The sequence below is a fragment of the Mesocryomonas lacus genome (assembly GCF_055730135.2).
On sequence record NZ_JBUZWE020000001.1, the window covers coordinates 405,290 to 429,051 of the forward strand.

The 23,762-nt window shown below is 67.6% G+C and carries 22 protein-coding genes; 11 read left to right on the forward strand and 11 right to left on the reverse strand.

Annotated elements, in window-relative coordinates; all coding sequences use genetic code 11:
• Positions 1-8 precede the first annotated feature (8 nt).
• The 3 genes from ACZLZY_RS01915 (at position 9) to ACZLZY_RS01925 (ending at position 2,794) form a co-directional block, all read left to right on the forward strand.
• Positions 9-788 carry an ABC transporter permease gene (locus tag ACZLZY_RS01915; protein ID WP_472931725.1) on the forward strand — a complete coding sequence of 260 codons (780 nt, stop codon included), beginning with the start codon at positions 9-11 and terminating at the stop codon, positions 786-788.
• Complete coding sequence (locus ACZLZY_RS01920) at positions 775-1,848, forward strand: ABC transporter ATP-binding protein (protein WP_472931726.1); 1,074 nt, start codon at positions 775-777, stop codon at positions 1,846-1,848. Before ACZLZY_RS01915 ends, ACZLZY_RS01920 begins: the two co-directional genes overlap by 14 nt.
• 205 nt (positions 1,849-2,053) lie before the next feature.
• Positions 2,054-2,794: a ParB-like protein gene (locus ACZLZY_RS01925; protein WP_472931727.1), complete on the forward strand. Its 741-nt coding sequence runs from the start codon at positions 2,054-2,056 to the stop codon at positions 2,792-2,794.
• A 102-nt stretch (positions 2,795-2,896) separates the two neighbouring features.
• On the opposite strand, the gene hmuQ is transcribed toward ACZLZY_RS01925, so the two are convergent.
• On the reverse strand, positions 2,897-3,238 hold the full coding sequence (gene hmuQ, locus ACZLZY_RS01930; RefSeq protein ID WP_472931728.1) for a heme-degrading protein HmuQ: 342 nt from the start codon (positions 3,236-3,238) through the stop codon (positions 2,897-2,899).
• Between the two features lie 89 nt (positions 3,239-3,327).
• Positions 3,328-5,535: a TonB-dependent hemoglobin/transferrin/lactoferrin family receptor gene (locus ACZLZY_RS01935; RefSeq protein WP_472931729.1), complete on the reverse strand. Its 2,208-nt coding sequence runs from the start codon at positions 5,533-5,535 to the stop codon at positions 3,328-3,330.
• A 224-nt stretch (positions 5,536-5,759) separates the two neighbouring features.
• Here ACZLZY_RS01935 and hemP point away from each other — a divergent pair, with 224 nt between their 5' ends.
• The 4 genes from hemP to ACZLZY_RS01955 are packed head-to-tail and all read left to right on the forward strand — an operon-like array spanning position 5,760 to position 8,739.
• Positions 5,760-5,951, forward strand: a complete 192-nt coding sequence (hemP, locus tag ACZLZY_RS01940; RefSeq protein ID WP_472931730.1) for a hemin uptake protein HemP — start codon at positions 5,760-5,762, stop codon at positions 5,949-5,951.
• A 55-nt stretch (positions 5,952-6,006) separates the two neighbouring features.
• A complete protein-coding gene (locus ACZLZY_RS01945) occupies positions 6,007-6,825 on the forward strand; it encodes a heme/hemin ABC transporter substrate-binding protein (protein WP_472931948.1) in 819 nt (272 codons plus the stop codon).
• Positions 6,826-6,830: 5 nt separating this feature from the next.
• A complete protein-coding gene (locus ACZLZY_RS01950) occupies positions 6,831-7,910 on the forward strand; it encodes a FecCD family ABC transporter permease (protein ID WP_472931731.1) in 1,080 nt (359 codons plus the stop codon).
• 7 nt (positions 7,911-7,917) lie between these two features.
• Positions 7,918-8,739 (forward strand): heme ABC transporter ATP-binding protein, encoded by an 822-nt coding sequence (locus tag ACZLZY_RS01955; protein ID WP_472931732.1) that lies wholly within the window; start codon positions 7,918-7,920, stop codon positions 8,737-8,739.
• Positions 8,740-9,021: 282 nt separating this feature from the next.
• Here the strand turns inward: ACZLZY_RS01955 and ACZLZY_RS01960 are convergent, their stop codons facing one another.
• The 5 genes from ACZLZY_RS01960 to ACZLZY_RS01980 all read right to left on the reverse strand — a co-directional run bounded on the left by ACZLZY_RS01960 (position 9,022) and on the right by ACZLZY_RS01980 (position 14,476).
• Positions 9,022-9,624 (reverse strand): glyoxalase superfamily protein, encoded by a 603-nt coding sequence (locus tag ACZLZY_RS01960; RefSeq protein ID WP_472931733.1) that lies wholly within the window; start codon positions 9,622-9,624, stop codon positions 9,022-9,024.
• Between the two features lie 223 nt (positions 9,625-9,847).
• Positions 9,848-10,759: an ABC transporter permease gene (locus ACZLZY_RS01965; RefSeq protein ID WP_472931734.1), complete on the reverse strand. Its 912-nt coding sequence runs from the start codon at positions 10,757-10,759 to the stop codon at positions 9,848-9,850.
• A gap of 10 nt (positions 10,760-10,769) precedes the next feature.
• The gene (locus tag ACZLZY_RS01970) at positions 10,770-12,062 is read right to left on the reverse strand and encodes an ABC transporter permease (protein ID WP_472931735.1); all 1,293 of its coding nucleotides are present in this window, start codon (positions 12,060-12,062) and stop codon (positions 10,770-10,772) included.
• 97 nt (positions 12,063-12,159) lie between these two features.
• Complete coding sequence (locus ACZLZY_RS01975) at positions 12,160-13,242, reverse strand: ABC transporter substrate-binding protein (protein WP_472931736.1); 1,083 nt, start codon at positions 13,240-13,242, stop codon at positions 12,160-12,162.
• 97 nt (positions 13,243-13,339) lie between these two features.
• Positions 13,340-14,476 carry an ABC transporter ATP-binding protein gene (locus ACZLZY_RS01980; protein WP_472931737.1) on the reverse strand — a complete coding sequence of 379 codons (1,137 nt, stop codon included), beginning with the start codon at positions 14,474-14,476 and terminating at the stop codon, positions 13,340-13,342.
• Positions 14,477-14,814: 338 nt separating this feature from the next.
• Here ACZLZY_RS01980 and argE point away from each other — a divergent pair, with 338 nt between their 5' ends.
• A complete protein-coding gene (argE, locus tag ACZLZY_RS01985; RefSeq protein WP_472931738.1) occupies positions 14,815-15,975 on the forward strand; it encodes an acetylornithine deacetylase in 1,161 nt (386 codons plus the stop codon).
• 34 nt (positions 15,976-16,009) lie between these two features.
• Here argE and ACZLZY_RS01990 read toward each other — a convergent pair whose 3' ends face one another.
• Complete coding sequence (locus ACZLZY_RS01990) at positions 16,010-16,684, reverse strand: DUF1028 domain-containing protein (protein ID WP_472931739.1); 675 nt, start codon at positions 16,682-16,684, stop codon at positions 16,010-16,012.
• 750 nt (positions 16,685-17,434) lie between these two features.
• Positions 17,435-18,049 (reverse strand): FMN-dependent NADH-azoreductase, encoded by a 615-nt coding sequence (locus ACZLZY_RS01995; protein ID WP_472931740.1) that lies wholly within the window; start codon positions 18,047-18,049, stop codon positions 17,435-17,437.
• Between the two features lie 26 nt (positions 18,050-18,075).
• Here ACZLZY_RS01995 and ACZLZY_RS02000 point away from each other — a divergent pair, with 26 nt between their 5' ends.
• Positions 18,076-19,134 (forward strand): LysR family transcriptional regulator, encoded by a 1,059-nt coding sequence (locus ACZLZY_RS02000; RefSeq protein ID WP_472931741.1) that lies wholly within the window; start codon positions 18,076-18,078, stop codon positions 19,132-19,134.
• On the opposite strand, the gene ACZLZY_RS02005 is transcribed toward ACZLZY_RS02000, so the two are convergent.
• Positions 19,121-20,158 carry an LLM class flavin-dependent oxidoreductase gene (locus ACZLZY_RS02005; protein WP_472931742.1) on the reverse strand — a complete coding sequence of 346 codons (1,038 nt, stop codon included), beginning with the start codon at positions 20,156-20,158 and terminating at the stop codon, positions 19,121-19,123. The genes ACZLZY_RS02000 and ACZLZY_RS02005 overlap by 14 nt on opposite strands.
• A gap of 307 nt (positions 20,159-20,465) precedes the next feature.
• Here ACZLZY_RS02005 and solA point away from each other — a divergent pair, with 307 nt between their 5' ends.
• The gene (gene solA, locus ACZLZY_RS02010) at positions 20,466-21,650 is read left to right on the forward strand and encodes an N-methyl-L-tryptophan oxidase (RefSeq protein ID WP_472931743.1); all 1,185 of its coding nucleotides are present in this window, start codon (positions 20,466-20,468) and stop codon (positions 21,648-21,650) included.
• Positions 21,651-21,705: 55 nt separating this feature from the next.
• On the opposite strand, the gene ACZLZY_RS02015 is transcribed toward solA, so the two are convergent.
• Complete coding sequence (locus ACZLZY_RS02015; RefSeq protein WP_472931744.1) at positions 21,706-22,365, reverse strand: sulfite oxidase-like oxidoreductase; 660 nt, start codon at positions 22,363-22,365, stop codon at positions 21,706-21,708.
• A gap of 233 nt (positions 22,366-22,598) precedes the next feature.
• Between ACZLZY_RS02015 and ACZLZY_RS02020 the strand changes: the two genes are divergently transcribed.
• The gene (locus tag ACZLZY_RS02020) at positions 22,599-23,714 is read left to right on the forward strand and encodes an acyltransferase family protein (protein ID WP_472931745.1); all 1,116 of its coding nucleotides are present in this window, start codon (positions 22,599-22,601) and stop codon (positions 23,712-23,714) included.
• Positions 23,715-23,762: the final 48 nt, after the last annotated feature.

Genomic DNA, 23,762 nt, shown 5'->3' on the forward strand with positions numbered 1-23,762 from the left:
GAGACGCCATGCGCCGACTAGCTAAATTCTACCTCGGCCTCGTCCTCGTGTTCCTCTATCTGCCGATCGCGGTGATGATCGCCATGGGCTTCAACGAGTCGCCGCTTTACGCGCTGCCATTCACCTTCACCACGGGCTGGTACGAAGCGCTTGCGGGCAATGCGAAGCTGATCCGCGCCGGTTCCAACAGCCTCTCGATCGCCGCGATCACGGCGGTGCTGGCGACCGCGCTCGGCACCATGGCAGCGGTGGCGCTCTCGCGCCGGACGTTTCGCGGCCAGACGCTGCTAAAACTGCTGCTGCTGCCGCCGATCGCCATCCCCTGGCTGATCACCGGCACGGCGATGCTGGTCTTCTTCTTCTGGACCGGCATCGGCCGCGGCTTCCACGCCATGCTGATCGGCCATGTCGCGCTGGCGATCCCCTATGTCGTGCTTGTCGTCGGCACCGGGCTCGCGACCGTGCGGGTCGATCTCGAAGAGGCCGCCATGAGCCTCGGCGCGCGGCCGCTCGCGGCCTTCTTCCTTGTGACCTTGCCGCTGCTGGTGCCGAGCATCGTCGGCGCGGCGCTGTTCGCCTTCGCGGTCTCGCTGGACCAGTTCGTCGTCTCCTATTTCCTCGCGACGCCGGGGGCGAGCACGCTGCCGGTCGAAATCTATTCGGCGATCCGCAAGGGCTTCACGCCGGAGATCAACGCCATTTCCACCATCCTCCTGATCGGCTCGATGCTGGTCATCCTGGGCTTTGCCTTGCTCGCCCGACCGGGAGCCGCCGATGAGCGCCGTTGACCTCACCGCCGTCGCCAAGCGTTTTGGCGCGACTCCGGTGCTCGCCGACATCACGGCGAGCTTCGCCAGCGGCTCGTTCACCAGCCTGCTCGGGCCGTCGGGCTCCGGCAAGACGACCTTGCTGCGGATCATCGCCGGCTTCGTCGCGCCCGATGCCGGCCGCGTCGCGATCGCCGGCGAGGACGTCACCGACGTGCCGGTCTGGGCGCGCAACATCGGCATGGTGTTCCAGAACTATGCGCTGTTTCCCCACCTCAGCGTCGCCGACAACGTCGCCTTCGGCCTCAACCGACGTGGCATCCGCGGCTTGGAAGCGAAGCGCGAGGTCGGCCGGGCGCTGGAGATGGTGCGGCTGGAGGGGTTCGACGCCCGCAAGCCGAAGCAATTGTCCGGCGGCCAGCAGCAGCGCGTGGCGCTGGCTCGGGCGATCGTCACCCGGCCGAAAGTGCTGCTGCTCGACGAGCCGCTCTCGGCGCTCGACCGTCGGCTGCGCCAGGAGATGCAGGTCGAGTTGCTGCGCATCCAGCGCGAGAGCGGCCTGACCACGATCTTCGTCACGCACGACCAGGAGGAGGCGCTGACGCTGTCGGACCGGATCGCCATTCTCGACCAGGGCCGGATCGTCCAGATCGGAGCGCCCGCCGAGGTCTACGAACGGCCGAGCACCCGTTTTGCTGCAGAATTCCTCGGCGACATGAATTTCCTCGAGGGGACGGTTGGGCCTGCGGGCATCGCGCTTGCCGACGGTACCGCCATTGGCACGACCGCGGCGCTGCCGTCTGCCGGGACAAGGGTGACGCTGGCCGTGCGGCCGGAGAAGATCTTAATCGTGGCAGCCGGCGCCGCGTCGGGCGCCATGACGGGAGAGCCGGTGAACCGCGTGCCGGCGCGGATCGTCTCCACGGTCTATGCCGGACAGGCGCTGACCTATGTCGCCGAGGGCGCCGGACAGGGCTTCAAGGTCTTTGCCCAGAACAGCGATGCGCGGCCGCATTCCGTGGGCGCCGCCGTCGACCTCGTCTGGTCGCCCGCCCACACCGTCGTCATCGGGGAAGCCTGAGGGGCCGCTGGACCTGATCAACGCGGCTTCCGACCGGGGCGTTGACGATCTCTTCGCCTCGGTCATCATCGCGGCCATTCAAGTAATGGACGCGCGGTCTCCAAGGTATATCGTCTTCACCGAGCAGCCGGCTGACCGCCGGGGGCGGTGACCTCGTCATCGCCGGACGTAGGGCGTCTTGGTCGTTGAACGGGGAGGGGCGTCCATGAAGGCGATCATCATGTGCTGGGGAGTCTCGGTTCTCCTGGCCATTCCATCCGGCTCCGCCGCTGCGGCCGACGCAGCATGCTCGGACAGGACGTCCGCCGGCACGGTCTGCACCTGCGACGTCCGCGAACTCCGGCCCTTGCAGGGCGCCATCGGCCTCGATGAAGTGGAGAGCAAGGCCGCCAAGATCGAGGACAAGCCGAAGAAGGCGATGCGCGCGCTTGCCGCCGACCCCATCAAGGTCGTCCACGGGCCGGGGGGCGCCCTGTTCATCACCGATCATCATCACGGCGCCGATGCCTGGCGCCTGGCCGGTCATCCGAACGCCTTGTGCGAGATCGTTGCCCGACCCGCCTTCGAGCCCGAGGCGGACTTTTGGCAAGGACTCACCCAGGATCAGATGGTGCGGCTCGCGGATGAGAACGGCAAGCCTCTTCAGCCAAGCCAGCTGCCGGCGTCGCTGGTACAGCTTCCGGATGACCCGTACCGCAGTCTCGCCTGGCGGCTGCGCAAGGCCGGCGGGTTCTGCCGCTCCGAGATGGAGCAGAAGGAATTCGCGGAGTTCATCTGGGCCGACTGGATGCGGGCGCAGCCGAAACTCCAGGCGGCTGCGGTCAGCGCGGACGAGAAGTCGATGGTGAAGACGGCTCTCTCGCTGGCGCTGAGCCCGGCGGCGAAGGCACTTCCGGGCTACATCGGCGACAAGCCGACATCGTTCGAATGCGCCGGGGAAGACTAAGGCCGCCCGCCGACGTCGGCGAAAGAGGCCGCTTACGATGCAAGGCCCGGACACGCCTCTCGGCGCATCCGGGCCTTTGCTGCCGGCAAGCGTGTGCCGGCGTCAGGCGGCGTCGACGGCCGGGGCGGCGACGATGTGCTGGAAGCTTTCGAAGCCCTCGAACTGCGGATGGCCGATATAGGTCGGCGCGCGGCCGGAGGTGTTGGTGCGGGCGTGCGAGGCGCGGAAGGCCTCGGATTTAGTCCAGGCCTCGAAGTCGGCCTTGGTCTTCCAGGTCGTGTGCGAGGCGTAGAGGACGTGGTCCTCGGCTTCCGGCCCGCGCAGCATCTGGAACTCGACGAAGCCGGGCAGCGTGTTGAGCTGGCTCTCGCGGTTCAGCCAGATCTGCTCGAAATCATCAGTCGATTCCTTGGCGACCTTGAAGCGGTTCATGGCGATAAACATCGGCTGTCCTTTCGGCGGAGAAGGCCGGCTCGGCGGCAAGGGCCGGGCCGGTTGGGGTGGCCGGGTGCGCCGAGGCGTCCCGGCGGCGGTCAGAACTGGAAGGTGAGGGTCGCTTTGAAGCTGCGGCCCGCCTCGGTGTAGTATTCCTTGGGTAGCGTGGCGCTATCGGGGATGTCGAGGGCGTCATAATAGGTGGTGTCGAGCAGGTTGTAGACCCCGGCTTTGAGCTTTGCTCCTTGCAGCGCTTCCGGCGCCCACCAGCCGGTGATGTCGACGAGGCCGTAGGCGGGCGTCTTCGACAGGTCGTTCTCCACCTTGTTGCGGGCGGCGACGCCGGTGAGGATGAGATCGCCGCCGAACTGCTCAAAGCCATAGCCAACGCCGAGAACGCCCTTCAGCGCCGGGATGGAGTTCAGGTGCTCGCCGGTCGTCCGGTCCCGGCCGAGATAGCTCGCGAACGAGGCGAAGCCGTGCCAGCCGAGGTCCTGGTTGAAGTAGACCACGGCTTCCGCGCCGTAGATCTCGACACTGTCGCGGTTGAGCGTCTGGGTAATGCCCATGGGATAGGTGCCGGCGGGGATGCCGACCTCGGCGGGCGTCACCGACACCGCGTCGATGAAATTCTTGTAGCGGTTGTAGAAGCCGTTGATCGAGCCGCCAAAAATCTCGTCGCCGAGCTTTGCGCCGATCTCGAAACCATTGCTGGTTTCCGGCTCGAGCGCGGGATCGCCGAGGCGGAGATAGGTGCCGGGCCCGCCATAGCTCAGGTAGAGCTCCGACGCCGTCGGCGCGCGGAAGGCCTGCGCCCATTGGGCAAACAGGGTGACGCCCGGCCCCATGTCCCATTCGCCGCGCAGTTTTGGCGAGAAGGCCGAGTCCGAGGATTCGTCCGGCAGGCCGGTATAGGTGACGTTGTCGGTGAAGCCCGGCGTCTCCTGCGGGGTCTGGCGGTACCAGTCGTAGCGGATGCCGGGGGTGATGCGGACCTTGCCGTCGGCGAGCGCGATCTCGTCCTGCAGGAAAATGCCGAGCGTCGTGCCATCGACGTCGGGCATGTCGGACTGGTTGGAGTGGAGGAAGTTGCAGTTGTAGAACCGGCCCGTGTAGGGCGGGGCCGGGCAGCTGTCCTCGCCGATCGACGCGGACGAAGCCTTGCTGGCGAAGAGTTCGCCGCCGACGGTGAAGCCGTGCGTTGCTCCAAGGAGCTCGGCTTCGGACAGCAGGCTGCCGTTGACGCCGTAGGTTTCCTCCTCGCGCTCGGTCAACCGGCGGTAGGCGCCGCTGGGTGTCGTCAGGCGGACGGCGGAGAAGTCGCTGTCGAGCTGCTGGCGCTGCCAGTAGACCACCGCCTCGGCCGCGTCGATCAGCCCGTCGGTGTTGCCCGGATCGTATTCGTAGCTCGCCGAGACGCGCTTTCGCGCATTGCTTTCGTCCTGCATCGCCGAGCCCGGCCGGTAGGTGGCGATCGAGGACGTCCGGCTCTCGATGTCGTCGTCCCGGTCGAAGGATTCCGCCGTCAGGCCGAAGACATGGCCGCCCTCGACATGCTGGCGGACCTTGGCCAGCACGTTGTCCTGGTCGAAGTCGAGCGGGTTCTTCTCCGTGCGCAGCGCGCCGAAACCGCCGACATCGCCTTGGTTCTCGATCTCGTGGCCCTCGCGGGTGCCGCCCTGGACGAGGAAGAAGGTCTGGTCGATGCGGGCGGCCAGCGCCTGCTCGACGCCCCAGCTTTGGTCCTTGCTGTCAAAGCTGCCCTTGGAGACGCCGCCGAAGACCTTGCCGTCTGCGAGGAGGTCCTCCGGATTGATCGTCCGCAGGGCGATGACGCCGCCGAGCGCGCCCGAGCCGAGCAGGCTGGAATCCGAACCCTTGACGATGTCGAGCTGCGACAGCGTGTTGAAGTCGAAGCCTGAGACGCCGCCGGTAAGGCCGCGGGCGCCGTCCTCGATCCAGGGAATGCGGATGCCGTCGACTGTCGTCAGTACGCGCGCCTTGTCGAGCCCACGGATGTTGAAGCTCTTCGACCCCTCGCTGTAGTTCACGGCGGGATCGAGCCGGCCGATATCGTCGGGATCCTCGATCTGCGCGGCGTCGATCTCGGGCCGGGTGACGCGGTGGGTGAGGACGCTGGCGGCCTTCGTCGCCGGAACCCTGCCGGTTGCCCCCGACAGGGTCACCGGCGCGAGTTCGATGGCGCCGGCCGGAACGGCCTCTTGCGCAAGGCCGGGCCGGACCATTGCGAGGGCGGTAATCAGACCGGACGCAACTCCGGCGTAAAGGCGCGTGCGGCTACCCATCGCAATACTCCCTGGGGCTTGGTGAAAGGAAAGCATTGCGGGCTGGGTCAGCGGAAACGCATGGCCGTGCTGGCGGTGCCTGGGCCGTTGCCAGCATTGCGCTGGCAGCCCCCTGGTTGACGCTCCTACCTAAAGATGAATATGTGAGTCAACAAATAACTGGATACATCTAAGTTGTTTGAATCATTCCAGAATTGAATCATTCTAAAGCTGATCGTATTGCCATGAATGCTGCCGATATCCCGACCGACCCGTCTCTGTTCGCGTCCAGCGACACCGCTCATCTTCCGCTGCCGTTTCGTCACTTCCAGGCGTCGGACCTGTTCGGCGCGGCGCGGGAAATCGGCATCGTCCACGACGGCGTGCTCTACCGCCTGCGCCTCACCCGCGCCGGCAAGTTGATCCTGACCAAGTGAGGTCCCGATGATCCCGTTCCAGATCCGGCTTCCCGGGATAACAGCCGTCTTGGTCATGCTTGCTCTGCCGGCCGGCGCGGCCGAGCCGCAGCGCATCGTCTCGGTCGGCGGCGCCGTCACCGAAATTCTCTATGCGCTCGGCGAAGGCGAGCGGATCGCGGCGGTCGACACGACCAGCCTCTATCCGCCCGAGGCGAAGGCGCACCCGAATGTCGGCTACATTCGCGCGCTGTCGGCCGAGGGCGTGCTCTCGCTCTCGCCAGACATGATCCTGATGGAGGCGGGCGCCGGTCCGGCCGACGCCGTCGCTTTAATCGACGGAGCGGGGGTGCCGGTGGTGCACGTGCCGGCCGGGCACGATGCCGGGGCGCTGGCGGAAAAGGTGCGGACCGTCGCCGCCGCCGTCGGGCGCGGCACCGAGGGCGAAAGGCTCGCCGCGACGATGGCGGCGGATCTCTCGAAGCTCAAGGCCGATCTGGCCGGGGTCGGCCAGCGGCAACGCGTGCTGTTCATCCTGTCGCTGGCCGATGGCCGGCCGATGGCGGCCGGCTCGGGCACCGCGGCCGACAGCATGATCGGGCTGGCCGGCGCCGACAACGTGCTGGCGGACATGCAAGGCTACAAGGCGCTGTCCTGGGAGGCCGCCGCCGCGCTGCAGCCGGACGTCGTCCTGATGATGGACCGCGGCGGTGCGGCGCACGATGCGAGCGCGGCCGTCGCCTTGCCGGCGCTGTCCGAGACATCGGCCGGCCGCAACAAGGCGGTGATCACCATGGACGCGCTCTACCTCCTCGGCTTCGGCCCGCGCACCCCGGCCGCCGCGCGCGAACTGGCCGGCAGGCTCTACCCCGACCTGGCGCTGTCGCGGCCATGAATGCCATGGCCTCCCGGCTGCGGCTGGCCTCGGCAGCGGCGCGCGAGGGCGATCGCTCGCTCCGGGCAGCGTTCGCCCTCGCCATGCTGGCAACGGCGCTGCTCGCCTGCGGCGTGCTCTCGCTCGGCGTCGGCCCGGCGGGGCTCGCCCCCGGACGGGTGGTGGCGATCCTTTTTGCTGGCGCCGACGGGCTGGCCCGCTTCGGCGGCGACCACATCATCGTCTGGCAGATCCGCATGCCCCGCATCCTCCTCGGCGGGCTCGTCGGGGCGGCGCTCGCGGTGGCAGGCGCGGTCATGCAGGGCCTCTTCCGCAACCCGCTCGCCGATCCCGGCCTCGTCGGCGTCTCGGCCGGCGCAGCGCTCGCCGCTGTCGGCATGATCGTGCTCGGGGGGAGCCTCGTAGGCCCCTTGGTGCCCGGCAGCTTCGCGCTGCCGCTCGCGGCCTTTTTCGGCGGGCTCGCAACCACCATCGTGCTCTATCTCATCGCGACGCGCGGCGGGCGCACCTCGGTCGCCACCATGCTGCTGGCCGGTATCGCGCTCAGCGCCTTGTCGGGCGCGGTGATGGGCCTCCTCGTCTACATCAGCGACGACCAGCAGCTGCGGGACATCACGTTCTGGAGCCTCGGCGGCCTCGGCGGCGCGTCCTGGGCCAAGCTTGCCGCGAGCGGACCGATCATGCTCGCGGTGATCCTCGCCGCGCCGGTGCTTAGCCGCGGGCTGAACGCGCTGGTGCTGGGCGAGGCGGAGGCCTTCCATGTCGGCGTCTCCGTCCAGCGGTTGAAGAACCTTGCGATCTTCCTCGTCGCCGCGGCGACCGGGGCGGCGGTCGCGACCTCGGGCGTCATCGGCTTCGTCGGCATCGTCGTCCCGCACCTCCTGCGCCTTGCCATCGGTGCCGATCACCGCGCGCTGCTGCCGGCCTCCGGCCTCCTTGGGGCGATCCTCCTGATTGCCGCCGACATGCTCGCCCGCACCATCGCCGCGCCAGCCGAGCTGCCGATCGGCATCATCACCGCGGCGATCGGCGCGCCCTTCTTCCTCTGGATGCTGCTGCGCCGCCGCAGCATCATCGACCTGTGAGGCATCCATGCTGGCGCTCGAGGGCATTTCCGTCCGGCTGGGATCGCGGGACGTGCTGGCCGACATCAGCACCAAGGTGCGGCCGGGCGAGCTCACGATCGCCGTCGGTCCGAACGGCGCCGGCAAGTCGACGCTGATGAAGGTGATGACCGGCGAAATACCGCCGCAGGCAGGCCGGGTCACGCTGCGCGGCCGGCCGCTCGCGGGGTTCACACCGCAGGCGCTCGCCCGCGAGCGGGCGGTGCTGCCGCAGAGCGCGGGCCTCGCCTTCCCGTTCACTGTGCTGGAAGTGGTGCGGCTCGGCCTCGACGGGCGCCCTGGCCTGACGCTCGAGCGGCGACGGCTCGAGCCGCTCGCGGCGCTGGAGAAGGTGGAACTCGCCGGCTTCGGCGCGCGGCGTTTCCAGGAACTCTCTGGCGGCGAGCAACAGCGGGTGCATCTCGCCCGAGTGCTCTGCCAGATCGGCGCGCCGGTGGCGGAAGGCGTTCCGCGCACCCTGTTCCTTGACGAGCCAACGTCGAGCCTCGACATCCGCCACCAGATCGCCGTTCTGATTATCGCCCGCGCCTTCGCCGACGCCGGCGGTGCGGTCTTCGCCATCCTGCACGACCTGAACCTTGCCGCGACTTTCGCCGACCGGATGCTAGTGATGCAGGCCGGGCGGATCGCGGCGGAGGGGATGCCGTCGGAGGTCCTGGCGGATGGCCTGCTCGCTGACGTGTTCGGGATCCAGCTGCGGGTCGGCCAGCCGCCGACTGCCGGCGTACCGTTCATCCTGCCGCAGTCGATCGAAGCGGCGGCTCGGCCGGGGTTTGGCATACACGGATAAGGCCGTCGTGCTGGGTCTTCAGCGACCCTGCCTGCGCGCTGAACTGTCGGGCATCGCGTGACCGGGACGCGAACTCCGACGCTCGTCATCCTCTGCCGCAGGCCGGGGACCATGCCGGGACGTTTCCGCTCCGTTTCGTCAGAGGCGGGCTGCCTCCGCCGTTGTAACGGCGTTCTGCGCCTCGGCATGGGTCCCCGCGCTGCGCGCGAGGATGACGAGATTTAGAACATTCGCGAAGCGTCGAGATTGTCCGTGTTGGCGTGACACCAACACGCACCGCCTTCAGACCATGACGGGTTCGCTTGTAACCGGTGCCTGTCCGTTCGCTTCGGCTTCCACGGGCCGCTCGCAGAAGCGGATGCGGTTGCCGAAGGGGTCGATGACCTCCATCACCAGGCCCCAGGGCATGTCCTCGACGCCGGGAGAATTGTTGGCATAGCGGCGGGCGAGGACTTCGGCGTTGAAGGCGCGGATGCCGCGCATGGCGACGAACGTGGTGGAGCCGGGCGTCGCGTCGCCGTGGTGCTCGCTGAGGTGCAGGATCAGCCCGGCGCGCGACACCTGGCAGTAGAGCGGCGCGCCGGGGTGGAAACGGTGCTCCCAGTCGAGCGTGAAGCCGAGAAAGCCGAGGTAGAACTCCTTCGCCTTGTCCTCGGCGAAGGTGCGGAAGATCGGCGCGGTCTCGTGGAAGCCGATGGCCCGGGCGGCGTCGGTGGAGAAGCCGGCCGCATCGCCGATCTTTGCGGCGAGCACGTTCCAGCTGTCGAGGCCGAACTGGCCGGCGACGATTTCCAGGCACTGGCTGTGGGAGAGGGGCGTGCCCCGCTGCTCGAGATTTGCCCGGAGGCTCTTCGCCATGATCTTGGCATCGAGAAAACTGCGCATGTTTCCATCCGTCCTGTCAGGCGAACGAGATGCCGGGGCTCGCACTGCCGACGCGTTCGCCGTTCAACGAGGAGCGGAGGACGGGTGTGTCGCGATACCTTCACCATGCCCCAAGGGGCGCGAGCGGCAGGCGGTATTGGCCTGCGGAAAGACTAGCAGCGGGGGCTGGGGGCGGCAAGCGGATGTCTGGGCGACCGGCCGCAACGCTGCCCGCGCGCGACGCCTATGAGGGCGTCACGCCCCGCAGCCGCTCGGAGCGGCGGCGCAGCAGCTCGACGGCGGTGAGGAGGGCGATGGAGAAGAGGACGAGGATCGTCGCGGCGGCAAGGATCGAGGGCGAGATCTGCTCGCGGATGCCGTTCCACATCTGCCGCGGGATGGTCTGCTGGTCGAAGCTGCCGACGAAGAGCACCACCACCACCTCGTCGAACGAGGTGACGAAGGCGAAGAGCGCGCCGGAGATGACGCCGGGGGTGATCAGCGGCAGCATGACCTTGAAGAAGATGGTCGAGGGCGGCGCCCCGAGATTGGCGGCAGCGCGCGTCAGCGAATGGTCGAAGCCGACGAGGGTCGCGGTCACGGTGATGATGACGAAGGGGATGCCCAGCGTCGCATGCGCCATGATGATGCCGATATAGGTGTGGGCGAGCCCGGTGGCCGAGTAGAAGAAGAAGAGGCCGGTGGCGGTGATGATCAGCGGCACGATCATCGGCGAGATCAGAAGGGCCATGATCACCTTGCGGAACGGCATTTCCTTCTTCGACAGGCCGAGCGCGGCGATGGTGCCGAGGACGGTGGCGAGGATCGTCGAGGACACGCCGATGATGATCGAGTTCTTCGCCGCGTGCACCCATTGCGCATTGTTCCAGACGTCCCACCACCAGGCCATGTCGCGGGGGGCATCGGGGTTGGCCATGCCGAAGGTCAGCAGCCGGTCGTACCAGCGCATCGAGAACGCCGCCGGATCGAGTGTCAGCATCGCCTTGGTGTAGGTGAAGTAGGGCTCGGCATTGAACGAGAGCGGGATGATGATCAGGATCGGGGCGATCAGGAACAGGAAGACCAGTCCGCAGAAGATACGGAAGCCGTAATAGGTCAAACGGTCGAGCGGGGTCGCGTAGATCGGCAGCGCCATCGTCCGTCTCCTAGCCGAGTTTCATGTTGTCGATGCCGACGAGGCGATCGTAGAGCCAGTAGAGCAGCATCACGCCGGCCAGCAGGATCGCGCCGAGCGCGGCCGCCAGCGACCAGTTCAGCGACGACAGCATGTGGAAGGCGATGGTGTTGGAGATCAGCTGGCCCGAGGCGCCGCCGACTAGGGCGGGCGTGATGTAGTAGCCGATGGCCAGGATGAAGACGAGCAGCGTGCCGGCGCCGATGCCGGGGACCGTCTGTGGAATGTAGACCTTGCGGAAGGCCAGAGCCGGCGTCGCGCCCATCGAGATCGCGGCGCGCATGTAGTGCGGCTTGATCGTCTTCATGACGGAGTAGAGCGGCAGGATCATGAAGGGCAGGAGGATATGCACCATGGCGATGATCGTGCCGGTGCGGTTGTAGATCATCTCGATCCGGCCATCCTCGGACAGGATGCCGAGCGCCACCATGATGTTGTTGAGGACGCCCTGGCCCTGCAGCAGCACCAGCCAGGCGGTGGTGCGCACCAGCAGCGCCGTCCAGAACGGCAGCAGCACCAGCACCATCAGGAGGTTCGAGGTGCGCATCGGCAACGTAGCGAGGAGATAGGCGACGGGAAAGCCGAGCACCAGGCAGATCGAGGCGATCACCGCCGACAGCCAGAGCGTGCGGATGAACAGCATGACGTAGATGCTCTGCTCCGGCGGCATGGTGACGATGCTGCCGGACGCGTCGCGGGTGAGGTCGACGGCGGCAAGGTAGAAGTCGCCGGTGATAGAGGACGAGGCGCGGCGCATCGCATCCCACATCGCGGGATCCGACCAGTCCTTGTCGATGGCGACGAGGGCTTCCCTGTAAGGTCCGGCCTCGAGCTTGGCGACGCCGCGGGCGGTCTTCTTGAACAGCGAATTGGCGCCGGGCATGGAATAGTTGATGCGGGTGCCGACCTGGCCGAGCGTCCGGTCCGCCTGGGCATCCTTGATGTCGAGCGCCAGCGCTTCGAAGCCGGGTTCGCCGGGAACCCCGAGGCCGGCATTGGCGCTGAAATAGGCCGTCGTCCGCGGCATGGCATCGCCGAAAGTCGGGTTCCAGATGCTGAGCCAGAGCATTTGCCCGATGGGAAAGGCGAAGGTCAGGAGGATGAACAGCCCGAGCGGCGCGACGAAGGCGAAGGCGCGCCAGCGCGCGCGGCGGGTGGCGCGCATCAGCGCCTGCTTCAGCGGCGTTCCGTCGGCGGCGACGATGGCCGGCCGGCCGCTGGGTCTGGCCGAAGCGCTGCGGGCGTCGAGGAGCATGTCGCTCATGGGCTTTCCGCCTTGTTCGCTGGACGTGCCTTCTGCAGGCGGCAGTCCGGGTGATGCGAAAACGGCGGGGCAAGACCCCGCCGCTTCTGGGTTCAGCTCAGCTGGCGAGCCAGGTGGCGAAGCGAGCCTGCATGTCGTCGTTGTGGTCGGCCCAGAACTCGAAGCTGTTGACGAGGGCGTTGCCCATGTTCGCCTCGGCTGTCGGCATATGCGGGGCCATGTCGGTCTTGCCGTCGTTGAACTTGCCGACCAGCGGGCCGGAAGATTTGCGGGCCGGGCCATAGGAGATCCAGGCGGCCTGGTCGGCCAGCGGCTTGGAGCCGGTGGCGAACTTGATGAAGTCCCAGGCGAGATCCTTGTTCGGCGCGCCCTTCGGGATGACGAAGAAGTCCATGTCGAGGATCTGCCCGTCCCAGACGATGGCGAACGGCTTGTTCTCCTTGATCTGGGCGCCGAAGATCCGGCCGTTATAGGCGGTGGTCATCACCACCTCGCCGTCCGCGAGCAACTGCGGAGCCTGGCTGCCGGCGTCCCACCAGACGACGTTGCCCTTGATCTGGTCGAGCTTCTTGAAGGCGCGGTCGACGCCTTCCTTGGTGTCGAGCGTCTCGTAGACCTCGGCGGCCGGCACGCCGTCGGCCATCAGCGCCATTTCGAGATTGGCTTTCGGGTCCTTGCGCAGGCCGCGCTTGCCGGGGAACTTCTGGATGTCGAAGAAGTCGGCCATGGTCGTCGGCTTCGCGCCGGAGAATTTCGAGGTGTCGTAGGCGAAGACGGTGGAGAAGACGATGTTGGCGACCGAGCAGTCGCCGAGCGCACCCTCGATGAAGTCCTTGTCGGCCGCGGTGCCGTCGATGCCGGCGGGCAGCGTCTTGGTATCGAGCGGCTCCAGCAGGCCCTCGTCGCAGTAGCGCACGGCATCTGAGAACTCGACGTCGGCGACGTCGATGCTGACATTCTTGGCCTCGACCTGGGCCTTGATCGGCGTCTTCGGATTGTCCGCGTCGACCGACTTCACCTTGTTGCCGGTGGCCGCCGTCCACGGCTTGAAATAGGCCTCGTCCTGGCTCTTGGCGTAGTCGCCGCCCCAGGACACAACGGTGATCTCGCCCGCGGTCGCGGCCGTGGTGAGAAGCCCGACAGCGATGCTTGTCGACGCCATCCAAGTCATGAAACGCATGATGCACTTCCCCATTTGAAGCCCGCGATCACCGCAAGGCCGTTGGTCTCGAAAGGATGATGGGCGCCCCGCAGGACGCCGACAGAAAGCCTGTGGCTCAGCCGGCCATGCGGTCGAGCGCGTGACAGTCGGCCGACTTCCAGCCGACGCGCGCGGTGCGGCCGGCACCGATGGCGGGCCCGCCCGACTCGTTGCGCAGCTTGACGACGAAATCGGAATTGCCGGCGATGGTCATGCGAACGCGGATGTGGTCGCCGAGGTAGATCAGTTCCTCGATCCGTCCCTCGAGGATGTTGTCGACGCTGCCCTCGGCCGGATCGAAGGCGATGCGTTCGGGCCGGAGCGAGATCGTCGTCGCCGACTTCATGCCGCCCGAGTTCACGTCGCGTGCCCGCACCGTCTCGCCGCTGTCGAGACGGACCTCGGCGGTGTCGCCGCTGATGCGGTTGACGGTGCCGTGCAGCCGGTTGTTCTCGCCGATGAACTGGGCGACGAAGGAATTCTGCGGCGCCTCGTAGAGCGCGTTCGGGGTCGAGAGCTGCTGGATCACGCCGTCGTTGAAGACGGCGATCCGGTCCGACATCGTCAGCGCCTCGGTCTGGTCGTGCGTGACGTAGACGACGGTGACGCCGAGGTTCTCGTGGATGTGCTTGATCTCGTACTGCATCTGCTCGCGCAGCTGCTTGTCGAGCGCGCCGAGCGGTTCGTCCATCAGCACCAGCTCGGGCTCGAACACCAGCGCGCGGGCCACCGCAATGCGCTGCTGCTGGCCGCCGGAGAGCTGGGCCGGCCGGCGGTTGCCGAACTGCTCCATCTTGACCATGGCGAGCACCTTGCGCACCCGGCTCTCGACCTCGGCCCGCGGCATCTTGCGGACATTGAGCGGGAAGGCGAGGTTTTCGGCGACCGACATGTGCGGGAACAGCGCGTAGTTCTGGAACACCATGCCGATGCCGCGCTTGTGCGGCGGGACGTGGTTGATCGGCTGGCCGTTGAGGTAGATCTCGCCGTGTGTCGCGGGCTCGAAGCCGGCCAGCATCATCAGGGCCGTCGTCTTGCCCGAGCCCGACGGGCCGAGCATGGTGAGGAACTCGCCCGACGCGATGTCGAGGTTGAGGTTCTTCACGACGAGGACCTCGCCGTCATAGCTTTTCTGGACGTTCTGGAAGCGAACCGACGAGGCCCGATCACCTTGCCCCGAGGAGGTATCCAATGCTGATGCCGAGCCATTCATGCGGTGATCTGGCCTCTTGTTCCGGTCAGCCGCCGAGGGTATCGGCAGCCGCTGATGCCGCAGTCAACGACCTCATTGCGTTGCGGTCAACCGGATTCATTCGTTTTTCGCACAGTTCGTCATCAAAAAATTTGATGCTTAATTCTAATGCAGGCTTGCTGATTTGATGGGCTTGGCATCGGAAATTTGGCAAGCTTTACTGAGCATTAGATAAGTCCGTCGCGAAGGATGACCCACGCCTGCCACGCCGTCCTTCACGAAAGGCAGCGCTGGAGCGACGCAAGACCAGTCGGAAATGTCGTATTCCGGATAATAGACAGCAGAGGACACACTCCCGTATGCAGCGCCCCCCGACGACCCTGGACATCCTGGAAAGGCTCATCGCCTTCCCGACCCTGTCGCGCACCCCCAACATGCCGCTGATGGACTATGTCGGCGGCCTGCTCTCGGCAGCCGGTGCCGAGATCGACATCATTCCGCATGAGAGCGGCACCCGCGCCAATCTGTTCGCCACCATCGGCCCGCGGGGCGTTCCGGGCGTCATGCTGTCGGGTCACACCGACGTCGTACCGGTCGAGGGCCAGGACTGGAGCGTCGATCCGTTCCAGTTGACGCGCCGCGACGGGCGGCTGTTCGGCCGCGGAAGCGCCGACATGAAGGGTTTTGTCGCCTCCGCCGTCGCCGCCGCGCTGCGCGCCGCCGAACGCAATCTGGTCACGCCCTTGCACCTCGCTCTTTCCTACGACGAGGAGATCGGCTGCATTGGCGTCGGCGATCTCATCGAGATGCTGGCGGGCGCGCCGGTGAAGCCGCTGATGGGCATCGTCGGGGAGCCGACCAACATGGTCGTCGCCACCGGCCACAAGGGGAAGGGCTTCTACCGCGCCTGCTGCCACGGCCGCGAAGGCCATTCGGCGCTGGCGCCGATGGCGCTGAACGCGCTGCATCTGGCGACGGATTTCGTCGGCGCGGTGCGGGCCTTGCAGGCCGAGGTCGCCGCCCACGGCACGAAGGACGACGACTACGACGTCGCCTACACCACGCTGCATGTCGCCCGGATCAGCGGCGGCACCAGTCCCAACATCGTGCCGAACTATGCCGAGGTCGATTTTGAGATCCGCCACCTCGCGAGCGACGACCCGAAGACGATGATCCGGCAGCTGGAGGAGGAGGCAAGCCGCATCGTCGCCACCACTGCCGATCCCGACGCCCGCATCGACATCGCCACCACCGGCGGCTACCCGGGCCTCGACACCGCGCGCGATGCCGCGGTCGTCGAGTTCGTCCAGTCGCTGACCGGCACCAACCGCACCATCAAGGTGGCTTTCGGCACCGAGGGCGGTCTGTTCTCTGAGACCGCCGGCATTCCCATCGTCGTCTGCGGCCCCGGCTCGATGGCGCAAGGCCACCGGCCCGACGAATTCGTGACGGAGGAGCAGCTCGCCCGCTGCGACGCGATGATGGATGGGCTGATCGAGCGGCTGGTGGTCGGGCTATAGCAGGCCGATGGAGATCGCTTGAGGTGGCGGGGCGTCAGCGGTCGCCGGGTACGCCATAGCTCGGGGCCTCGCGCGGATCGAGCGCGCGGGTGACGTAGGCGTCGAGTTGCGGGGCGTAGCGGCGCCAGAGCCTGTCCAGTTCGGTGATGGGGCACGCCTCGCTCCAGTCGCAGCGCAGGTCCGCCACCGGCCAGGCGACGTCGCGCACGAGCTTCAGCCCGGCCGAGCGGACCGGCCCGGCCTCGCCGCCTGCGCCGAGCGCCGCCTGCAGGACCGCGATGAGCCGGTCGCCGAGTGGGCCGGAGGAGGCGGCAAAGCTCGCCACCATCGCCGCCGGGACACCGGCATCGGCGAGGAGGTTGCCGGCGCAGGCGACGTTCGGGCCGGTCGCCTCGGCGAAAATGCCAAGCGCCTTGGCGCCGGAGAAGATCGCGGCCTTTCCCGCCGCATCGACGGCCAGCACTTGCCGGTATTCCGGGTGGGGCGCCACGCGCGCGAGGATGGCGACCGTCTCGGCAGCCGAGGCGCCGCGCGCCAACAGGTCCAGCGCCTGCTGGCCGAGGCGGGGATCGGTGACGTTCTGGCTGGCGACGGCACCGATGCCGGCCGCGGCATAGGCGCAGCGCGCGGCGACAGCTGGTGAGGAGGAGGCGACGGCGACGCCAAACATGCCGGTCTCGGCGCAGCGCGCGACGATGGAAAAGGTCATGCGGTTCTTCCCGTCGCGGCAAGCGCCTGCCGGCCTGCTGCGTCGGAGTGAAGGGCGGCTAGTCCGGCTAGTCCGGCTGGCGTCACGGCCATCTCGACGGTGAGGACACCATCTTGTCGGAAGCAGACAGTCTGATCTTCGAAGAGGATCATGGCGGACTTTCCTGCAGATGGGCGCCAGGTTGCGCCGATGACGGTACAAGACGGCCGTGCGGGCAGAGTGCATCAGAAGAAAGTCTTGCCAAAATCCCCGGCGCGGGAAAGCAGGACAATACGAGACCTGACCTCGGCTTTTCCGAAGCCGGCCGGCACCGCCTAAGGCCGGGTCCGCCTTTCGGGAACCCGGCACCCGGCGGCGCGGCGCGTTTTACTTCTTCGGCTTTGGCGGGGCGGCGCCGGCCATCTTCTGGCTGGGGGCCGCAGCATTCTGCTTGGGTGGTGCGGGCTTCTTGGTCTTGCCCTTGCTCTCTTTCATCGTCCGCTCTCCGTAAGGTCTGGGGCCGGGCGATCAGCCCGGGCCCGCTGTGATGGCGGCGGTCGGGAACGACAGGGTTTCCGGCGGACCGGGCGTGCTGCAATTGGCTTCCGCTGAGCCGAGTCTAGCACGCGCCGGCGCCGCGCCAAGCACAATGATGGCGGGCGCGAAGGCGCATTCTGTCGCTCTGTCGCGGCGACGACCCGCGAGTTGGCTCGCCTCTTCGCGCCTGGGTGGCCCGTCCCGCGGTCGGGACAGGCCGGCGGACGCTGCGGGTCAGGCCGCCTTGGCGAGATTGAAGCCTTCGATCCAGGCGGCGGCCTTGGCGATCTGTGCTTCCGCGTTCTCGGGACCCATCGCCTGCTTCTCGACCCGGACGAAGTCGACATCGCGAAGGCCCATGAAGCCGAGCATGCTGCGCAGATGCGGCTCCTGCTGATCGAGCACGGTCGTCGGCCCTTCGCTGTAGGCGCCGCCCCGGGTCTCGATGACCACGACTGGCTTCGGCGCAACGAGGCCCTTTGGCCCCTCGGCACCGTAGGCGAAGGTCTCGCCGGCCCGCAGCACATGGTCGAACCAAGCCTTCAGCGTCGACGGAATGCCGAAATTGTACATCGGCACGCCCATCACGATGATGTCGGCGGCGTGGACTTCGGCGATCATCGCATTGGCGAGGTCGCGGATCGCGTCGGCGCCCTCGGTCGGCGCAGCGCGGCCGATGCTGCCGAGGGTGGTGGACTGAACATGCGGCACCGGCGACGCGTCGAGGTCGCGCTCGACGACGGCAAGGCTCGGATCCGCCGCGACGAGACGCGCGACCAGCTGGTCGACCAGCTTTCCGGACAGGGAGTTCTTGCCGCTGGCGCTGCTCTTGATGACGAGAATGCTCATGCTCATGCCTTCCGGATGCTGTAAGGATGGCGAATAGATATCGCTCCGGCGCTGTTTCCGGCAGTCGTCATTTTCCCGCCTCGGTGTTGCAGAACATGGAACGCTCCTCGGTCGATTTCGTCGAAGTCCAGGCTTTCGCCGCCGTGGTCGAGACCGGCGGGTTTGCGCGCGCGGGCGAGCGGCTCGGGGTTTCGAAATCGATCGTGTCGCGGCGGGTGGCCAATCTCGAGCGGCGGCTCGGCGCGCGGCTGCTGGTGCGCGGCGCCAAAGGGGCGACGCCGACCGATATCGGCAGTGACTATCACATCCGGGTCTCGGTGATCTTCGGCGACCTCGAGGCCGCGCACGAGGCGGTGGCGGCGGCGACCGCCGAGATCGCCGGCACCATCCGCGTCGCCGCCTCGATTAGCTTCGGCGTTGACCATTTGGCCCCGGCGCTGGCGATCTTTCTGGAGCGGCATCCGCGCGTTGACCTCGAGCTCGCGCTCGACGACCGGCGCGTCGACCTCCTGACCGAGCCGTTCGACATGGCGGTGCGGATCGGCAAGCTGCCGGACTCCAGCCTGATCGCCCGCAAGCTCGCACCGGTCGCGGCGGTGCCGGTGGCCAGTCCCGCCTATCTCGCCGCCCGCGGCACGCCGCAGCGCCCGCGCGATCTCAGCGATCACGACCTGATGGTCTATACCAACACGGCACGGTCGACAGAGTGGCAGTTTCGACGCGGCGCCGCCGCCGAGAGCGCCCGCGTCACGGGGCGAATCCGGGCGAACAACGGCGAGGCGTTGCGCGAGATGGCGCGGGCAGGGCTCGGCGTCGCCTTGTTGCCGACCTTTATCGTCGCCCCCGCGATCGCCGACGGCAGCCTGGTCCCGTTGATCACCGACTGGGCGCCCGAGGAGGTCGGCGTCTACGCGGTGATGCCGCCCGGGCGCTCGATGACGGCCAGGGTCCGGGCGCTGGTCGACTTCCTCGCCGCCCATTTCGGCCCGGTGCCGACCTGGGACCCCTGCTGGGCGAAGCGTCAGGAGATGGTCGAAGGCTCTGCCACGGCCGTCGACGCTACGGCGAAGCCTACGTCGCCTTAATCGCTGCGCGTACCGCCGGGGCGACCTCGGTGCCGTAGAGCCGGATGGTCTCCAGCACCTCGGCATGCGGCATGCTGCCCACCGGCGTGTGCAGGAGGAAGCGGTCGATGCCGAGGTTCTCCCGCAGGAGGAGGATCTTGGCGATGACCTCCGCCGGGCTGCCGGCAAACAGCGCGCCGTTGGGGCTGCGGGCATTGTCGAAGCCGGCGCGGGAGTAGGGCGCCCAGCCGCGCTCGCGGCCGATCTTGTTCATCGCGATCGCCGTCGAGGGGAAGAAGAGCTCGGCCGCCCGCGCCGACGTGTCGGCCACGAAGCCGTGCGAGTGGACGGCGACTTTCAGGCTCTGCGGATCGTGCCCGGCACGCGCCCCGGCCTCGCGGTAAAGGCGTACCAGCGGCGCAAACTGCGCCGGGCTGCCGCCGATGATGGCGAGCGCCAGCGGCAGGCCGAGCGCGCCGGCGCGGGCGGCCGAGGGCGCGTTGCCGCCGCTGGCGATCCAGACGGGCAAGAGATGCTGCACGGGGCGGGGATAAACGCCGCGCTGGTCGATGGCCGGACGGTGGCCGCCGCGCCAGGACACCACCTCGCGCTCGCGGATGGCGAGCAGAAGTTCGAGGTTTTCCGAGTAGAGATCGTCGTAATCGTCGAGGTTCTGCCCGAACAGCGGGAAGGATTCGATGAACGAGCCGCGCCCGGCCATGATCTCGGCGCGCCCGTTGGACAGCCCGTCGAGCGTCGCAAAGTTCTGGAACACCCGGACCGGATCGGCCGAGGAGAGCACCGTCACGGCGCTGGTCAGCCGGATGCGCGTCGTCCGCGTCGCGGCGGCCGCCAGCACGAGTTCCGGGGCCGACGAGGCATAGTCCGGCCGATGGTGCTCGCCGAGGCCGTAGACGTCGAGACCGACCCTGTCGGCAAGGACGATCTCCTCCACCGCTTCGCGCAGCCGCTGCCCGTGGTTGGCGACGACTGAGGTGACCGGGTCGGGGGTGGTTTCGGCGAACGAGCTGAGACCGATTTCCATACTGCATCCTTTCGAGCTTCAGGCGGAGTGATAGCCCATCGCTCCGAGATGTGATCGCCTCGATTGGCTGCCAAGCCGCGACGCACCGTCACCGGTTCGCATGGCGTCGCATCCCCCAGAGCTGAAACGCGTGCTGCGCCCGCATCGGTCGATGCCTTGTCCGCCCGCCCGTCTCCGGCTACGCCGGTCGCAACTCAACCGCCGGCCGCCTTCCGGCGGCCGTGCGTACCGAGCCGAACACTGCTGCGCTTTATGACGGAGCCATTATGTCCCCGATCGCCATCCCTCCATTTGCGCCGTGCCGTCGATGACCGCGCCGCTGGATTTCAACGTCGCGGTAATCGGCCTCGGCGCCATGGGCAGCGCGGCGATCGCCCATCTTGCCGGGCGTGGCCTTCGCGCCGTGGGCTTTGAGGCAAACTTTCCTGCGCATGCGCAAGGCTCCTCGCATGGCGACAGCCGCATCATCCGCCTCGGCTACTTCGAGGGCGAGGCCTATGTGCCATTGCTGAAACGCGCCTACGCCAACTGGCGGCGCCTCGCCGCAGAGACCGGGGCGCCGGTGCTCGAGATCAACGGCGTGCTGCAGATGGGCCAGCCGGCCAGCCAGATCGTGACCGGCACGCTGAAGGCCTGCGCGCTGCACGAACTGCCGCACGAGGTGCTGGACAAGGCGGCGATGGCGGCGCGCTACCCGATGTTCGCGCTCGACGCGGGCGACATCGCGGTGCTTGACCCGCAAGGCGGCTACCTCCGACCCGAGCTCGCCGTCATGGCGCACCTGAAGCTTGCGGCGGCACGCGGCGCGCTGCTGCGGCTCGGCGAGCGGGTGACCGCGATCGAGCCGGACGGCGGCGGCGTGACGGTGGTCTCCGGGCATTCGCGGGTGCGGGTGGGCAAGGTCGTCGTCGCTACCGGGCCGTGGATCGCCGAACTCGTGCCGGCACTCAAGTCCTATGCCACCCCCATCCGCCAGGTGGTGGCCTGGTATGGCCCACGCGACGCGGCGATGGCGGGACCGCTGGCGGCGATGCCTTGCTTCATCCGGGACGAGGGCGAGGGCGGCTCGTTCTTCGGCTTTCCCGCGCTCGGCGACGCCGGCGTCAAGGTCGGCAAGCACGCGCACCTGTTCGAGCCGATCGATCCCGATGAGCCGAACCCGCCGGTTCGGGACGCCGACCTTGCCGTGACCGACGGCTTTATCGCGGGTCGCCTGCCGCAGGCTGCAGGCCGCCGGCTCGATGCCGTCGTCTGCCGCTACACCATGCTGCCGGGCGAGGACTTTCTCATCGATACAGCGCCGGGCGATCCGCGCATCATCGTCGCCTCGCCATGCTCGGGCCACGGCTTCAAGTTCGCCAGCGTCATCGGCGAAATCCTCGCCGATCTGACTGAGAACGGCGCCACGGCGCTGCCGATCGACATGTTCTCTTTCAAAGCCTTGCAGGCGAAAGCGGATTCGATTTTTCGCACCGCGGAATTGGTGCCTTAACGCCGGATGCGGTCGCATTCCCGCGTCTTGGCATGTCGCGCGGTCGGGCCGCGCCTCAGTCCGAATAGCGTTCCTCGTTCCACGGATCGCCGCGGCGATGATACCCGCGAACTTCCCAGTAGCCGAGATGCTCCTCGGTCTGGAAGGTGATGCGCTTCAGCCATTTGGCGCTCTTCCAGAGATAGAGGTGCGGCACGATAAGGCGCGCCGGACCACCATGCGCCGCGGTCAGCGCTTGCCCCTCCCAGGCGTGCGCCAGCAATGCGCCCTCGGCGGCGAAGTCGGCCAGAGTCAGATTGGTGGTATAGCCGTCATCCGATTTCAGCGTGACGAAGGCGGCCTCGGGCGTTGGTTCCACGGCGGCCAGAAGGTCCTGCGTCGTCACCCCGCGCCAGTGGTTGTCGTAGCGCGACCAGGTCGTCACGCAGTGGATGTCGGAGACGCTCTCGCTTTGATTCTGGTCGGTGAAGTCGGCCCAGTTCCAGCGCAGCGGCCGCGCGACGGCGCCGTCGATGGTCAGCGACCACTCCTCGGTCGCGATCTCCGGCTGGATGCCGAGATCGAGCACCGGCCAGTTGGTGACGAGGTGCTGGCCGGGCGGCAGGCGCTCGGTCTCGGGCCGGGCGTGCCGGCCGGTGAGGAAGCGGCCCTCCTCGGCCCAGCGCTTCTTGCTGCGGGTCAGCTTGGTCTCTGGGCTCTCGCTCTCGTCCGCCATGCCGGGTCCTCCTGTTCGTGCTGTTCGTCAGCCACCAGCGGCAGATGGCACCGCTGGTGTCCATCGGCAATGAGGGGCGCCGCCGACGCCGCTTGCGTCCTTAGCCATCCCGCGACAATTCTCGCCGCGCCGCGCGCGTTGACGCTAGGGTGGCGGCTGGAGCGTGCCGCGCCCCGATCGCGGCGGCTCTCCAGTGCAGTGTCGCACCGGGGAACGGCACGAAGGAAGACGGCATGGAACAGATCTCGCACGCCACGCCACCGAAACCCGCTCCTGCCAAAGCGGCGGACGACGCCACGGCGTCTCCGCCGGGGCAGCGCTTCGACTGGGTCGACGTCGCCAAGGGCTTCTGCATCATGATGGTGGTGATGATGCACTCGACGCTCGGCGTCGAGAAGGCGGTGGGCGAGACGAGCTGGATGGGCGCGATTGTCGAGTTCGCCCGGCCGTTCCGCATGCCCGACTTCTTCCTAATCTCCGGCCTCTTCCTGTCCCGGGTGATCGACCGCGACTGGCGCAGCTTCCTCGACCGACGCGTCGTGCATTTCCTCTATTTCTACCTGCTGTGGCTGACCATCCAGTTCGCCTTCAAGGGGCCGGGCATGGCCATGGAAGAGGGCGTCGGCGCCATGCTCCAGGCCTATCTTCTGGCGATCTTCGTCGAGCCTTTCGGCACCCTCTGGTTCATCTGGATGCTGCCGGTCTTTGCCGTTGTCGTGAGGTTGGCGCGGAACGTGCCGGTGCCGCTGATGCTGCTCGCCGGCGCAGTCCTCGAAATTACGCCGATCAGCACGGGATATGTCGCGATCGACGAGTTCTGCGAGCGGTTCGTCTACTTCTATGCCGGCTACGCTTTGGCCAGCCAAGTCTTTGCGGTGGCGGAGTGGACCGGGACGCATAAGAAGGCTTCCCTGATCGCGCTGTTAGCCTGGGCCGGGGTCGAACTGGCAGCCGTTCTGTCCGGCTGGAGCGCGGCGCCTGGCATCTCGCTGGCGCTTGGGGTCGCCGGGGCGCTGGCGGTGATCGTGTTTGCGACGCTGCTCGTCGGGGTGCCGTATGCCGGGCCGGCACTGCGCTTTCTCGGCGAGCATTCGATCGTCGTCTATCTCGCCTTCTTCCTGCCGATGGCGGTGGTCCGCACGGCACTGCTGAAGACCGGCATCATTCCCGACATCGGCCTCGTCTCGCTGATCACCACTGTCGCATCGGTGCTCGTGCCGCTGCTGATCTGGCAAGCCAGCCGTCGGCTCGGCTGGACCTTCCTGTTCGAACGGCCGGCCTGGGCGCATCTAGGCCGGGAGAGGCCGACGATGGGACGGTCATCGGCACCCGGTGCGTCATCGGCGTGAACGGGCGGGTCGGACCGTAGGCCCGCGCCTCCGCGTTACCGCGGGAGC